The organism is Chitinophagaceae bacterium (assembly GCA_016713085.1).
GTDB lineage: Bacteria > Bacteroidota > Bacteroidia > Chitinophagales > Chitinophagaceae > Lacibacter.
Genome location: JADJPV010000002.1, coordinates 414,767 through 429,507, shown reverse-complemented (window position 1 = coordinate 429,507; position 14,741 = coordinate 414,767). Strand labels below are relative to the sequence as shown.

Genomic DNA, 14,741 nt, shown 5'->3' with positions numbered 1-14,741 from the left:
AAGCGGTGCTGCATGTTTTTAATGATCTATTTGTTCTTCCATTTCAACACTTGAATATGGATGAAAAATATTCAACTGCTCAAATGCTTAATTACAACTGTTGATTCAATTTCTTTTGCCTGGCCTCCCTCTCCTTCGGAGAGGGACCGAGGGTTAGGCCTTATTATTCTTCCACTTCAACTCATATTCATTTTTCTAACACTCTCTTCAACCCTCTGTGTATCTCATCACCTCCATTCCTCTGTGTTTAACTGCCTTCCCTCTTTGCCTTTTGGCTGTTCCCTCTTTGCCTCGTTGCCTTTCTTCCTCTTTCCCTTTCTTCCTTAATCTGAAATAAGTAAATTCGTTCAGCCTCGTTGCCTTTTGGCTGTTGCCTGTGCCTCCGCCTCTTTGCCTCGTTGCCTCTTTGCCTTATCCCTCAAATCACTATCCAACAAAAAAAAGCAGTAACAATGTCACAGTTCGCCTTCATAATCCGCCCCAAAGTCAGTACAACGCTGCTTTTCCTGTTATTCTTTCAGTTCGGTTTTGCACAGCAGGACTTTACCAAACTAACCGACTGGATCAACAGCAACCTCCCCGATCTCGGAGGCCGTGCCGTCATGCTCGTTTATAAAGACGGAAAGATCGTGTACAACCAGAGTTTCAATAAACTCAGTAAGCAACAGGAGAACCGTGCCAAGGTTCGTTCTAAAATAACCGGTGCCGATGAAGATTATCTGTTACGGGAATATGCCGACACCACCCGTGAACGCATTGCCAGCTGCAGCAAGTGGCTCACCGCCGCACTCGCCATGACCTATATTGATGAAAACAAATTCCGCCTCAACGATTCTATTGGAAAGTTTTTACCCATCATGACCAAGTATGGAAAAGGAGGCATCCGTGTATGGCATTGTCTTACCCACCAAACGGGCATCAATGCAGGCGGACTCCGTGAAATGCTCGAAGGCATGAAGAGTGTAAAAAGCATGGCCGATGCAATGGACAAAATTGCCAACGCACCCATGGAAGGAACACCCGGTAAAACCTTTCATTACAGCAATGCAGGTTTGCAGATCATTGCCGCCATTATTGAAAAAGTAAGTGAGAAGGATTTTGAAACCGCCTTTCATGAACGCATAGCCGAACCATTGGAAATGAAGAATACCGACTTTGGAAAAAACGGAGTACCATTGGCAGCAGGTGGCGCTTTCAGTACACCCTTAGATTATATGAACTTCCTCACCATGATATTGAATGAAGGTGAATACAAAGGCAAACGCATTATCAGCAAAGCACTCATCAATGAAATGCAGAAGAACCGTGTTGGCCGTGATGTGGTGATCATGAGCTCACCCGAAGAAGCAGGCACCTGGGGTTATGGTTTTGGTGAATGGATGATGGACTCACCCCTTGCCATTGCCGATAAAAAAGATGCCATGCCCGACAGTAAACGAAGCAACGCCGTCAGCAGCCCCGGACTCTTTGGCTCCTTTCCCTGGGTGGAGAATGAAAAAAAATACTGCGCCTTTTTATTTGTATATAATCTCAAAAACAAAGGACGCAACTCAAAGTATAAAGAGCTGAAGGGAATTGTGGATGGGGTGATGAGGTGACTGATACCTCGTCTGACGCCCACGTCGGCCGGGGATTGATAAGAGGGAACGTTTATAATCGATTATTAAATTTATATTGAAGCTGTAACAATTCAAAATATAGAACGCCTTTTGATTGATTATTAATGTCACATTTTGAGAGCTACTTCTTATAGCATAATTTAGAGATTTGAATACTTTTTTAGAACCCGCACAAAATGAACTGTTTTCATATTTTACAAGGAACCTTTTGGGATTTCATGCCAAACTGGTTTGACTGGTTTTCGGTTATCATTGGGATATTAAGCATATTTGGTGGTTATTGGATAGCAACCAGAATTTACTCAAATGAGAAACGAGACAAACGTATTGAGGAAAAGGAACTACTTTCCACAGAAGTTAGCTTATTTAAAAACAGTTTGGCACAGTTAAACTCATCAGTCGCAAATCAAATACAAAACCTAAAAGAATATATAGAAAAACAGGACTTCAGACTTGAGTTTAACCAAGGGATTAATGCGGATTTTCTTCATTTTATCGATGTGAAATTTCTATACAAAGACACAGGAGTAAACAAACAGGAAGAAATCCAGAAACTCAACGAGCTTTATCAAGCCTATACACACTTAATGACTTTAGAACTTCTCTTAGAGATGAACTTAGAACATATATTAAAAAGTATAATTTTCATGAAGACAAATTTTATTCATATAGAAAACTTCTTTATACTAAATATTTTGAGTTATGTAATCAACGAGGCGTAGACTTCGAATTTGAAAATGGAATAAAGAAATGGAAGTTTCGAGATGACGATTTGTTTATGATAAATTATAGTGAAAATAGAATTAAATTTTTGAAGACACTGAGGTTATTACTGACAACGGCTTAAAAGACAGAGCAAAATTCATTGAGAGATTTGTTATCCCATTAGTTCAAATTTCAGCTCCCCATATTCCAGAAGATTATAATGCAATAGAAATAAATGATATTGCCAATGAAGTAAACTCTGCACATACAGATATGACCTATGTAACTACTACTCATTTTCAAGCGGTCAACTCATATTTGGACATCTTAGAAGATATAAATAAAAAAATTACTGAATACATAAAATAAAAGCACAGTCATCAAAAGTGTTTGAAATAGTGGGTTTGACAATCAACAAATTACCTGTCTTCCAAATGCTTGATCGATATTTGCAATTCATGAAACACTTAAAAAGTATAACAGAGGAGTTCGTAAATTATGTACTTGGAAGTGAATCTTCGAAGGGTAACTGCTTTGGAATGTGTTATACTTTATCGCTGTTTTTAGAAAAAAAAGGAATTGAAAACTTGATAAAATCAGTTCTTGTCAACAATCATGACCATCACTATATATTAACACTTAAAAATAATGAAGAAATCATTATTGATCCCACTATACAACAATTTTATACCCATATGCCCTTAGTATTTATTGGAAAGAAACCAATTAACTATGGAACCCTTAACTCATTTGACCTTAAGTATGTTTTTAAATTTTGGGGCTCTCCCTTTTCTCAATTATAGGCGTCGAGAAAAATACAGTACTCCTTATAATCCTCATGAATATGACCAAGTAGCAGATATAAGGAACCTACTAAAGGTGCATATAAGAGCAGCTAGTATTCTTGAGAGTCAGCAAAACTTTTCGACTTGTTCTGTCAATTATAAAATGTATTTTGACACTATCTATAAAATGGCATTAAAATACGATGCTGAAAAAGTAGAGTTAGTTGACGTTTTGCTACTTGAAAAATTCAATAGGCTTTTATTTGCAGCTCATAAACACTTCGCAAAACATAAGGTTCTTTAAAAAGGCCAGGCAGACGAAATTTCATTTTTCAGCATCTGCAAATATTTGTTTGTTGCGAACTACCTTGGAAAGGCAAAAGTTCACTTTATACTAATATTATTAAATAAACAATCAGTGGCAAAATGTTATATATGTCAAGTAGACATCACTTCAACTAACGAAACAGAAGAACACATAATTCTTAATGCTTGTGGAGGGCGTCTAAAATCAAAAGACCTGCTTTGCAAAAACCACAACTCTCTGTTTGGCGAAAGCTTTGATTCTGAACTTGCTAAGCAAACGAACGACTTAGCAAACTTACTTTTGATTAAAAGACATCGTGGTGAACCACAAGCAATAAAAGGTAAACTTGAATCTACTGGTGAAGATTACTACTTGCAATATGGGGGTAAGCCAGTAATGACTAAGCCGATCATTAACGAGGATATTGATGGTCAACAAATCCAACTCTCAATAACAGAGAGATGAAAAGAAATGAAGACCATTTTAGAGGGGCTAAAAGAAAACGTTATCCCGAACTTGATGTTGATCAGGCGATGGCAACAGCTGAGCATAGAAATGAATATTTTGACGAACCTATTCACTTTCAAAGCTTCAATTTAATAAAGAGGTTTTTAAATCAATTACTAAATCTGCAATAAACTATTTCATTCTTAAAGGTGGCGATAGAAAATACATTACTCACTTATTCCCATATTTAGGAGGAACAGTAGATTTAGACGTTGTATGGATGCACTACCCAAACTTAACAATTTACACACCACTAGAAAATGAAGTAAGCCACATTATAAGACTTTTAGGCAACCCTACAGAGAAAATATTATACGCTTATATTGAACTTTTCAACACGCACAATTTCATAGTTAGGCTTAATGACAACTATGATGGAATTGCTTTGGATGAATCCTATGCCTTTGATCTAATTGAAATAAAAGAATTAGTGAGAAGCATTCCTCTAAATTATACAAAAGGACAATTTTTGGAATTATTTACGAATAAAGACGGGGAACCATTTGAAAAGGTACAAAAAAAGGTTTGAGAGAGTTTTGTCCATCGCAATGAAACGACAGTCATCAAATCATAATCAAGAGTTAATTAGCCGGGCTATCAACAACTCACTTGGAAAACACCCCGAAGGAATTCCTATTACAAAAGAAATGATTGACGAGTTAGTGAAAGAAACAATGAAGGAAATTACCCGATGATACTACATCAATTTAAACGGAGAGAACGAAATGAAGAATAATAAGTCAACAAAGTCTAACACCTCCTCCACTGGCTCCTGCCTACTTCTTTCCCTGCCGAGAGTCTACTTATAAAACATAAACCTCTTTTTCTTTCGCCGCTGTTGTGTCTTATGACCAACAGCAAATAACTTCAGCAACCCCTCTATCAATGTCGTTGGTGATAACACACAACGACGGCGTGCTCCTTATTGTAACAGTTTGAAATAACTACCACTCAGAGTTAACTTCATTGAAATCTCTCAACCTATTAGTGTGCATAAGAAAAAAAAACACGCCGCTGTTGTGTCTTATGACCAACAGCATATAACTAAGGCAACCCCCGCTATCAATGTCGTTGGTGATCCCGATAGCTATCGGAACACACAACGACGGCGTGCTGCTTTCCGCAAAGTCGTTTAAAGAATATTACTCCCGCCAATGAGTGATGAAACCAAACAGATCAATTTCCTTCTCATAAAATAACGCTGAAGAATATTTGTATTCCTCCGGGTATTGGCACAAACCTTCAACAACAGGATTTGCATGCAGATAATCCATCTTTTGAAAAAATACTTTCTCTGAATACAAATCAATACTCAAAGGATTTCGCTCCCAGAACTGGTATTCCCTGTCTGCTGCATCAACCCGGAACTCTTCAAGAAACGCAGGATCATGTTCCTGTAAATCAAATTTGATCTGCTGCGCTGTGTACCGTAAAAAACTATGTTGAACCTGTTGTGGTGTAAATCCATTAACGGTCTGCCAGATGATGTGCAGATGATTATCCATAATTACAAAGGCTGTAACAATTACACGCTGTTCGTTTACCAGGAACTTTAAACTGTCAATGATGGTCTGTTTATACTTATCCGGTTGAAGCAACTTCTTCCATTCAAGAATAGTAGCCGTAAAGAACTGTGGATGGTATTCGGTGGCAATCATACAGTGAAATACAAATGTATAAATTATGATTGTGCTGACAACTGCTGCAATCAGAATCAAGTCGCCCTTCGGAAGACTGGCGCCAGAAGCATGAGCAGAATTACCAACCCAATTTGTTTTACACTTTACCTGATTTCTATCTGCTATCTACTCAATATTAAATTTATAACCCCTGCCATGCACATTAATAAATTTAAAGGAGTTATCATCGCTTAATTTCTTTCGTAATTTACTCACCAGTACATCAACATTCCTGCTGATCACCACGATACCTTCATCTTCCCAAATTTCTTTCATCAGTTTCTCCCTGTCTACAGTTTCATTCATATTTTCTGCAAATATTTTCAGTGCCTTTGTTTCCTTTTCCGAAAGCGTAATAGTTTTAGTCTCACTTGTAAGAACATTGTTAGTTGTATAAAACCGAAAGCTTCCTAATTGTATATAATCCGTATCATCCAGGATTGGTTCTTTTACTTCTTTTTTCCGAAACTGATCCTTCATAGAATAACCGGCAAAACCCAAAGGAATCATCAACAGCAACAGCCAAAAGAAATTAAATTGATTTTTCTTCAGCAATTCAATTTCAATCACATAACAACCAGGCTCCAGCGTACGACCCCTGCAGGGTGTTAAATCGCCTGTTTGGTTATTTATTTCGAATGCAAACACCGTTTCATTTTGTTTGCAATTCCTCAAATTCACGATATAATCCTTTCCCATTCCATTTTGTTGAAATGTTCGCTGCACTAAATTGATAAGTGTATCTGAAATAAAACCAAAGCTGTTTTGAAAGGCAATCTGGTAGGTATGTTCATTTAATTTCTTAACCGGCATCACCCGGGATGAAGAATCCTTGGCTGTAAGCAACAGCTGATGTCCTAAATTACGTAATACCACTTCTGCATGCTTCTCAGGAATATCCTTCTTTTGATTGCTGAATGCTGCAGCAGAAATTAAAACAGCAGTTATTATGATGGAAGATCCGAGCAGAATAAATGGCTTCATGTGTGCAAAATAATTGATTAAACCTCAGTTTTTACTGGCTTTACAAACCTTTTACATCTCTTTTACAGTTCTTTACCGTTAAAATGCTTCAGGTTAGTGCCCGCCCGATATCTTTACTTCATTGTTTCACCAAATCATCATCATCATGAAAATCTACAGCCTTGCTTTTTTGCTCCTTCTTCATCCGATAGCAATCGGATTCCACTTTGTTTTTCCAGTCACGCATAGTGAGCAAACAACAAACAAAAATAAGCCGGCCGTTGCAAACCTCGTTTTTAAATCTACTGACGGCGGACAAACATGGCAGGACATCAGCGAAGGACTGCCCGGAGATAAGCTGGAGGGTAGTCTCTTTGTAAATGATGCTGGGTTCTATTTACGTACCGGCAATTATATTTATTACAATAAACCAAACAGCAAGGCTTCTTTTTGGGAGAAAGAGATTTTCCCTGACGATCATAGCAGCATTGCCCCTGGTAAGAATGGGATGTTTGCATACGATTACCACCAGGGACTGTTTAGGCAAAAAATAAACGGATCGGGTGAGTGGTCGCCTGTATACGGGAATTTTCAGTTGAAAGGGATCATCGACGTTGTTGAAACTGCCGGAGGCACTGTTTTCATTGTTTGCGACCGGGGCCGTGGCCTTTTTAGATCCACAGACAAGGGAAAAAACTGGAAAGAAGTTACCCGTGGCGTATGGAAATTGGTAGAGTCAAACGGTGTGCTGATGGCGAACACCGTCAATGGGACCATCAGATCCGCCGATAATGGTGAAACCTGGGAGACGGTGATCAGTGAGGGCGGTGTGGGAATCAATATAGCAAAGATCAAAGGTGGGTTCGCTTCGATTACGTTCAATACACAGTCGAATACAAGGAGGATTAGAGCATCGTACGACGGTGGTAAAACCTGGCAGCCCATTGATGCCGGTCTTCAAACGCAAGACGTTGTAAACTCAATGTGGCGGCCCATTAATACCAGCTGTTCGGTGCAGGGAAGTGCTGACTCAGTTCAGCATGCTCAGGCAATGTAATTTATGCCATACCCAGTTCGGGAGGATGTTGAAAAATGCAGGTGAACATTTTACGTAGCGGTTGCTGTATAAGCAAACGAAAGAAAATTATAAACAGCTGGTTGCTGAGGGCAGCAACCGGTAAAAAAAGCGATGCAAAACAGCATCGCTTTTTGGTTTCGCCCCTGTTGGTATGCATAAGAAAAAAACACGACGCTGTTTTGTGTCTTCCTGCTTGAAGCTGGACGGGCATGACCAACGGCAATAATTTTTCTCCCTGCCTTCTCCCTGTCTTGTTCCGGAAGAAAGCCGTTACTGTCATCAGCTGTTCATTCATAAAAATGCTTACCTGTATATCAGCGCACTATAATGATTACTCTCACAGAACTGCATGATGAATATCACGAAGTGATAGTATTACCGGTCTTACATTAGTCTGTTCAAAAAAACGATGCTCTCAATACTGAAATGCCATACATGTACTGTATAAAAAACAGCACACAGATTTTTCATGCATTGCCTGCATCATTACTTCTTCTGCCAGTATTTTAAAATATACAATATCTAAACACTCTTAACCCATTTAAAAGGAGGATCAAATTATGAAACGAATTGGTATTCTAACAGGAGGTGGTGATGTGCCCGGTTTAAATCCGTGCATTAAAGCAGTTGTTAACCGTGCAGTGGACGAAGGATATGAAGTGGTTGGTATCCGGCGTGGCTGGGGCGGATTACTTGAACTGGATGCATCAAACACTGAATCAATCAACAAACATACAGAAGTGCTCACCCGTGAAAAGGTTCGTACCATCGACCGTACAGGCGGTACCATTCTGCATACCAGCCGTACAAATCCGGGTAAGGTAAAAGCGAAAGCAGTTCCTGAATTTTTAAAGGATCCGAAGCACCCGGAAGCAGAAGCAGCTGATACCAGTCTGCGAGATTTTACTCCACATGTAATGAAGAATCTGGAACTCATGGGCATTGAATACTTAATTCCCATTGGAGGTGATGATACGCTCAGCTATGGTGAACGTTTGCACCGTGAAGGAATTAAAGTGGTTGCTATTCCTAAAACAATGGACAATGATGTATATGGTACAGATTACTGTCTTGGTTTCAGTACAGCTATTACACGCAGTGTTCAGTTTATTCACCAGCTGCGTACAAGTACAGGTTCACATGAACGTATTGCCATCATTGAATTATTCGGACGTAACTCCGGTGAAACAAGTTTGATCAGTTCATACCTCGCAGGTGTTGATCGTGCATTAATTTCAGAAGTACCCTTTGATCCTGAAAAACTCGCTGAATTAATTATGAAAGATAAAAGGGATAACCCAAGCAACTATGCAATGGTATCAGTGAGTGAAGGCGCACATATGGTTGGCGGCATGGTGGTTGAATATGGTGAAACAGATGCTTACGGTCATCAGAAATTAGGTGGCATTGGCGAAATAACAGGTGAAGCATTGAAGAAGATCACCGGCGAAGGAATCATCAATCAAACAGTGGCTTATCTCATGCGTTCAGGTGCACCCGATGCGCTTGACCTGATGATGGCTACCAACTATGCAAGCCTCGCTGTAAGTTTGATTAAAGATGGAGCAAGCGGACGCATGGTAGCTTTGCGTGAAGGTAAATACACACATGTACCAATGAGTATGGTTACAAGCGGAGTGAAACGTGTGGACGTGGATGAGTTTTATGATGTTGCACAGTACAGGCCAAGAATTCGCAGTGTGCTGGGTAAACCAATGTTTTTGTATTAATAACAAACCTGTTTCGTGAGACACGAACCAGGGCGTAAACAAATAAAAATAACTTACAATTACTTTAAAAACGAATAGTATGCCAGTAAAAAAATTAACCGAACTGCTTGGCGACAAAGCAGAATATTTATTGAATCATCAGTCTAAAACAATTTCTAAAGACCAGTTACACTTGCCCGGTCCTGATTTTATTGACCGCATCTGGATTAACAGCGACCGTAACCCACAGGTATTACGCAACCTGCAGGGAATGTATAACAATGGAAGATTATCCAACACAGGTTATCTCTCTATTCTTCCGGTTGACCAGGGAATAGAACACAGTGGTGGTGCTTCCTTTGCAAAGAATCCAATCTATTTCGATCCTGAAAATATTATCAAACTCGCAATAGAAGGCGGCTGCAATGCAGTAGCAACTACTTACGGCGGTTTGGGTTTTATGGCCAGAAAATATGCACATAAAATTCCTTTCATTGTTAAAGTAAATCACAACGAGTTCCTCACCTACCCTAATAAGTTCGATCAGCTCATGTTTGCTTCTATTAAACAAAGCTGGAACTTAGGTGCTGCTGCTGTTGGTGCTACTATTTATTTCGGAAGTGATGAATCTGCAAGACAGATCCAGGAAGTAAGCAAAGCATTTGAAATGGCACATGAACTCGGTATGGCAACAATTTTATGGTGCTATCTGCGTAACCCTGCATTCAAAACAAAAGAAAAAGATTTTCATGTATCAGCCGATCTTACAGGCCAGGCCAATCATTTGGGTGTAACCATTGAAGCAGATATCATTAAACAAAAATTGCCGGAAAACAATGGCGGTTATCTTGCACTCAATACAAAAGAATCTGCCTACGGTAAAAATGATAAACGCATTTATGAAGAACTCACAACAGATCACCCGATTGATCTTTGCCGTTACCAGGTAGCCAATTGTTATATGGGCCGTGCAGGATTGATCAACAGTGGCGGTGCATCATCAGGTGCAAGCGATATGGCCGAAGCAGTTGCAACAGCTGTTGTAAACAAACGTGCAGGTGGTATGGGACTCATCAGCGGACGTAAAGCATTCCAACGCCCAATGAAAGAAGGTGTGGAAATATTGAATGCCATACAGGATGTGTATTTGGATAAGGAAGTAACGATAGCATAACCCACTCTTTATATTTTCAAAATCCCGTTCGAAAGGACGGGATTTTTTTATGACTACTGTTTGTGAAAATATCCTTACTGGAAGCTCGGGCTTTTGTATTAAATTTAGATGTGAATGAATTGGATTTTATACAAATTAATATCCATCATAGCGTTACATACCGCATTTATGAGACAGATCACGTTCTTAGTAATTATTGTCATTGCGTTTATTTCTTGTAAGAACGAAATTCCGAAATAAAAAGGTCAAATCACAATGTATGGACATAAGAATGCCATCAAAGACAAAATTCTTCATTGATAGTTTTTCGTTTTCACTCCTGACGATTTTCAATACCTTCTTTGGAATCAACGATCAATTTTGCGAGTTTTATGAATGAACAATATCCTGATCTCAAGTCAAGAAACAAATATGATCCATTTATTTATGCTTTAGAAGAGCCTTATGTTGACACAACAATAATTGACACCTCAAAACATTGGTTTAGCGTTAACAGTTAACCCAGCTTGCAACCCATCATTGTCTAATTGTGAAAAGAAAGGTGACAAAAGTTTTATGAATAAAGTAACTAATGGTTAAGGGGGATATTATACCGGAATTTTCGGTAGTACTAATGAAATTTCAGTATCGGGATACGTTATATACCAATCTTGTTAATTCTATAGAACAAATCAATTTTTGGAATATGCCTTTGCATGATACAGCATGTGGACCAGGAACGGACGGGGAAACATGGACCTTTGAACTAATTGAAGGAGGAAGATATCATTTGCTCGGACGTTGGGCTCCAGAAGTTTGTGGAGACAGTAATACAAGAAGACTTGCACAGGTAGGACTAAGAATTCGGGAATTAAGCCGACTTGATAAAGTATTAACAGCACTTGGTGAACAGAAAAGCGGCCTGTAACATGAAGTATTATATACCATATTTTATCGGTTGGTATCCCTACCAACCGATACAGCAATGAACGAACTTACTTGCTATTTTTAACAAGCTTAACAAGTTCTAATCCTATGAAACAACATGAATTCAAAACAGTTCCAGAAACAGATTCTTTTTATTGTGGCAATTATTACATGCTTCACAACAAAGACCAGTTTCGGACAAGACACAGTCAGCCCAAAGCAAATAATAAAAGAACAGCTCACTGTTCCTTTTGGAACACTGGTGAAAATGACGGGTGAAATTGTTGATGGAAAAGAACTGCAATGTCAATTCTTTCAAAGCAGATTATCTTTTCAGAATTCAAAGGTGCATTTTACAGTATTTTACTTTCTACACCTTTTCATGATAGAATTCAAAGACGAAACAGGCAATTTACCATCGGATGATGATTTTAAATTATATAAATACTTATACGGTAAAAAAACTGGCACTCTTTCTTCAAAAGAAACTGAGCAGATGAAAATAGACCTACGCATTGGCAGGCAATCTGCTCAAAGAAAATTGCTGCAAATCTAAACTCTATGAAACTGGGACATTCAGAGGAGTTCTTGCATGTAACTTGCTATTTTAAGTAATCTGTGAGTCAGACAAGACTATGGATCATTCATTTCAAAACTATCTTATTGTTGTCTGATCTAAACAAAAGAAAACAATAGAGTAATTCCACCCCTTATTATTGACTGGTATCCTTACCAACCAAACACGTTGGCAAATTCTATACTATCAACAAAAAAAAGCGGCCCGTTAACGGGCCGCTTTTGTATACCAAATAATAATTGACTTTAATCAGTTCATCAAAACCGGTCAAGATTCATCACCTTGTTCCATGCAGCTACAAAGTCTTTTACAAACTTTTCTTTTCCATCTGCACATCCATATACTTCGGCAACTGCACGAAGTTCTGAGTTGGAACCAAAGATGAGATCAGCACGGGTGGCTGTCCATTTCACCGCACCTGTTTTACGGTCGGTACCAATAAAGCCCTGTTGTACAGGATCGGCTGCTTTCCAGGTAGTACCAAAATCGAGCAGGTTCACAAAGAAATCGTTGGTAAATGCTTCCGGTGTTTTAGTAAACACACCATGTTGTGATCCATCGAAGTTGGTATGGAGTACACGCATGCCACCAACCAGCACCGTTAGTTCAGGAGCTGTTAATGTTAAGAGCTGTGCCTTATCTATCAGCAACTCTTCCGACATGGCAGTTGCACGCCTGCTCAAGTAATTACGGAAACCATCTGCAAGAGGTTCAAGTACGGCGAATGATTCTACATCTGTTTGTTCCTGTGATGCATCAGCACGGCCTGCAGTGAAAGGTACGGTTACATTAACACCTGCATTCTTTGCAGCCTGTTCAACAGCTGCACATCCTGCCAATACTATCAGGTCTGCAATGGATACCTGTTTACTACCACTGTTGAATTCTTTTTGAATAGCTTCCAGTGCAGTTAATACCTTGCTCAGTTGTGCAGGGTTATTCACTGCCCAATCTTTCTGTGGTGCAAGACGGATGCGTGCACCATTGGCACCACCACGTTTATCAGAACCACGGAAAGTGGATGCAGATGCCCATGCTGTTGATACTAATTGAGAAACCGATAATCCTGAAGCAAGGATCTTGCTCTTCAGTGCAGCGATATCTTTATCATTGATCAGTTCATGTAACAGCCGGAACAGGATCCTGCCAAATCAGTTCTTCCGCAGGAACTTCTTTACCAAGATAACGGGAACGTGGTCCCATATCACGGTGAGTGAGTTTAAACCATGCACGTGCAAACGCATCAGCAAATTCATCCGGATGTTCAAAGAAACGCCTGGAAATTTTTTCATAGGCAGGATCTATTCTTAAAGCAAGATCAGTAGTCAGCATTACAGGAGTATGACGTTTGGAAGCATCATGTGCATCAGGCACTGTACCGGCACCCATGCCATGTTTGGGTATCCATTGTTGTGCTCCAGCCGGGCTCTTGGTGAGTTCCCATTCATAACCAAAAAGATTCCAGAAAAAGTTATTGCTCCATTTTGTTGGAGTGGTTGTCCATGCACCTTCCAATCCGCTGGTAATGGTATCACCTGCATTACCGGTGCCGAATGTATTCTTCCAGCCAAGGCTCTGTTCTTCAATACCTGCAGCTGCAGGTTCTTTGCCTACATATTTACCAGGATCAGCAGCACCATGTGTTTTACCGAATGTATGTCCGCCGGCAATCAATGCCACCGTCTCTTCATCATTCATTGCCATACGTCCAAAAGTTTCACGGATATCTCTTGCTGAAGCAAGCGGATCAGGATTTCCATTAGGTCCTTCCGGATTCACATAGATCAAACCCATCTGCACTGCGCCCAATGGATTCTCTAATTCACGATCACCTGTATAACGTTGATCGCCTAACCATTCCTTTTCAGAACCCCAATAAACATCTTCTTCAGGTTCCCAAACATCTTCACGTCCGCCACCAAAACCAAAGGTCTTAAAGCCCATTGATTCAAGAGCACAGTTACCTGCGAGAATCATCAAATCGGCCCAGGATAATTTCTTTCCGTATTTCTGTTTAATGGGCCACAACAGTAAACGGGCCTTATCAAGATTTGCATTATCGGGCCAGCTGTTCAATGGTGCAAAGCGTTGTGTACCTGAACCACCACCACCACGACCATCAGAGATTCTGTAGGTACCTGCACTATGCCAGGCCATACGAATAAAGAAAGGACCATAATGTCCGTAATCTGCCGGCCACCAGTCCTGTGAGGTTGTCATTAAATCAACAATATCTTTTTTCACGGCATCAAGGTCAAGACTCTTGAATTCTTCTGCATAGTTGAACGACTCACCCATTGGATTGGAGAGAGTAGAATTTTGACGGAGGATATTTAATTTCAACTGGTTGGGCCACCAGTCACGGTTTCCAGTACCACTGCCGGCACTTTGTTTTAATGCTCCTCCATGAAAAGGGCACTTGGCTTCACCGTTAACTTTAGAACTTGTTGTACCTGCTGATTCAGCGAGATGTTTGTCCTGATCCATATGTGATTGTTTTTATTTTATTGGCTTAATGAGGGCTAAATTAACGATGAATTTACCAACGGGCTTATCTATTTAATTTATTTTATCATAGATAAAAACTATGACCTCCTTCCGGCGGAGGTATTCCGCAGAATGGCCGCCTCAATTGTTTACCACCTGCTGCAAATAGTCTGCTGTTTTACTAAGCACAAAAAAAAGACGAAGCAATTTTCACTGCTTCGTCTTTTCAGTATAGATAGACTGTA

General features: G+C 39.7%; 13 protein-coding genes and 1 pseudogene. 11 read left to right on the top strand and 3 right to left on the bottom strand.

The genetic code is table 11. The features are described from left to right. Positions 1–452 precede the first annotated feature (452 nt). The 6 genes from IPK31_14510 (at position 453) to IPK31_14485 (ending at position 4,452) form a co-directional block, all read left to right on the top strand. On the top strand, positions 453–1,598 hold the full coding sequence (locus IPK31_14510; protein ID MBK8089048.1) for a beta-lactamase family protein: 1,146 nt from the start codon (positions 453–455) through the stop codon (positions 1,596–1,598). A 197-nt stretch (positions 1,599–1,795) separates the two neighbouring features. Beyond that, positions 1,796–2,341: a hypothetical protein gene (locus tag IPK31_14505; protein MBK8089047.1), complete on the top strand. Its 546-nt coding sequence runs from the start codon at positions 1,796–1,798 to the stop codon at positions 2,339–2,341. Positions 2,342–3,056: 715 nt separating this feature from the next. Then, positions 3,057–3,413 carry a hypothetical protein gene (locus tag IPK31_14500; protein MBK8089046.1) on the top strand — a complete coding sequence of 119 codons (357 nt, stop codon included), beginning with the start codon at positions 3,057–3,059 and terminating at the stop codon, positions 3,411–3,413. 45 nt (positions 3,414–3,458) lie between these two features. After that, on the top strand, positions 3,459–3,881 hold the full coding sequence (locus tag IPK31_14495; GenBank protein ID MBK8089045.1) for a hypothetical protein: 423 nt from the start codon (positions 3,459–3,461) through the stop codon (positions 3,879–3,881). Continuing rightward, positions 3,878–4,054: a hypothetical protein gene (locus IPK31_14490; GenBank protein ID MBK8089044.1), complete on the top strand. Its 177-nt coding sequence runs from the start codon at positions 3,878–3,880 to the stop codon at positions 4,052–4,054. The genes IPK31_14495 and IPK31_14490 overlap by 4 nt, the downstream gene beginning before the upstream one ends. An 89-nt stretch (positions 4,055–4,143) precedes the next feature. Next, a complete protein-coding gene (locus IPK31_14485; protein MBK8089043.1) occupies positions 4,144–4,452 on the top strand; it encodes a hypothetical protein in 309 nt (102 codons plus the stop codon). Positions 4,453–5,065: 613 nt separating this feature from the next. On the opposite strand, the gene IPK31_14480 is transcribed toward IPK31_14485, so the two are convergent. Both IPK31_14480 and IPK31_14475 read right to left on the bottom strand, forming a co-directional pair. Further along, positions 5,066–5,581, bottom strand: a complete 516-nt coding sequence (locus IPK31_14480; protein ID MBK8089042.1) for a transposase — start codon at positions 5,579–5,581, stop codon at positions 5,066–5,068. Between the two features lie 147 nt (positions 5,582–5,728). After that, positions 5,729–6,586 (bottom strand): winged helix-turn-helix transcriptional regulator, encoded by an 858-nt coding sequence (locus tag IPK31_14475; GenBank protein ID MBK8089041.1) that lies wholly within the window; start codon positions 6,584–6,586, stop codon positions 5,729–5,731. Positions 6,587–6,707: 121 nt separating this feature from the next. Between IPK31_14475 and IPK31_14470 the strand changes: the two genes are divergently transcribed. The 5 genes from IPK31_14470 to IPK31_14450 all read left to right on the top strand — a co-directional run bounded on the left by IPK31_14470 (position 6,708) and on the right by IPK31_14450 (position 11,988). After that, the gene (locus IPK31_14470) at positions 6,708–7,622 is read left to right on the top strand and encodes an exo-alpha-sialidase (protein ID MBK8089040.1); all 915 of its coding nucleotides are present in this window, start codon (positions 6,708–6,710) and stop codon (positions 7,620–7,622) included. A 581-nt stretch (positions 7,623–8,203) separates the two neighbouring features. Continuing rightward, positions 8,204–9,373 (top strand): ATP-dependent 6-phosphofructokinase, encoded by a 1,170-nt coding sequence (locus IPK31_14465; GenBank protein ID MBK8089039.1) that lies wholly within the window; start codon positions 8,204–8,206, stop codon positions 9,371–9,373. 79 nt (positions 9,374–9,452) lie between these two features. After that, positions 9,453–10,526, top strand: coding sequence for a class I fructose-bisphosphate aldolase (locus IPK31_14460; GenBank protein MBK8089038.1), 1,074 nt, complete (start codon positions 9,453–9,455; stop codon positions 10,524–10,526). 685 nt (positions 10,527–11,211) lie between these two features. Beyond that, the gene (locus IPK31_14455; GenBank protein MBK8089037.1) at positions 11,212–11,433 is read left to right on the top strand and encodes a hypothetical protein; all 222 of its coding nucleotides are present in this window, start codon (positions 11,212–11,214) and stop codon (positions 11,431–11,433) included. A 267-nt stretch (positions 11,434–11,700) separates the two neighbouring features. Then, positions 11,701–11,988, top strand: a complete 288-nt coding sequence (locus IPK31_14450) for a hypothetical protein (GenBank protein ID MBK8089036.1) — start codon at positions 11,701–11,703, stop codon at positions 11,986–11,988. A gap of 278 nt (positions 11,989–12,266) precedes the next feature. On the opposite strand, the pseudogene katG reads toward IPK31_14450, so the two are convergent. Beyond that, positions 12,267–14,496, bottom strand: a pseudogene (gene katG / locus IPK31_14445) (catalase/peroxidase HPI). Between the last annotated feature and the right edge of the window lie 245 nt (positions 14,497–14,741).

Coding starts and splice junctions, on each gene's coding strand:
- IPK31_14510 (MBK8089048.1), top strand. CDS start 453: ATGTCACAGTTCGCCTTCATAATCCGCCCCAAAGTCAGTACAACGCTG.
- IPK31_14505 (MBK8089047.1), top strand. CDS start 1,796: ATGAACTGTTTTCATATTTTACAAGGAACCTTTTGGGATTTCATGCCA.
- IPK31_14500 (MBK8089046.1), top strand. CDS start 3,057: ATGGAACCCTTAACTCATTTGACCTTAAGTATGTTTTTAAATTTTGGG.
- IPK31_14490 (MBK8089044.1), top strand. CDS start 3,878: ATGAAAAGAAATGAAGACCATTTTAGAGGGGCTAAAAGAAAACGTTAT.
- IPK31_14485 (MBK8089043.1), top strand. CDS start 4,144: ATGCACTACCCAAACTTAACAATTTACACACCACTAGAAAATGAAGTA.
- IPK31_14480 (MBK8089042.1), bottom strand. CDS start 5,581: ATGATTGCCACCGAATACCATCCACAGTTCTTTACGGCTACTATTCTT.
- IPK31_14475 (MBK8089041.1), bottom strand. CDS start 6,586: ATGAAGCCATTTATTCTGCTCGGATCTTCCATCATAATAACTGCTGTT.
- IPK31_14465 (MBK8089039.1), top strand. CDS start 8,204: ATGAAACGAATTGGTATTCTAACAGGAGGTGGTGATGTGCCCGGTTTA.
- IPK31_14460 (MBK8089038.1), top strand. CDS start 9,453: ATGCCAGTAAAAAAATTAACCGAACTGCTTGGCGACAAAGCAGAATAT.
- IPK31_14455 (MBK8089037.1), top strand. CDS start 11,212: ATGCCTTTGCATGATACAGCATGTGGACCAGGAACGGACGGGGAAACA.
- IPK31_14450 (MBK8089036.1), top strand. CDS start 11,701: ATGACGGGTGAAATTGTTGATGGAAAAGAACTGCAATGTCAATTCTTT.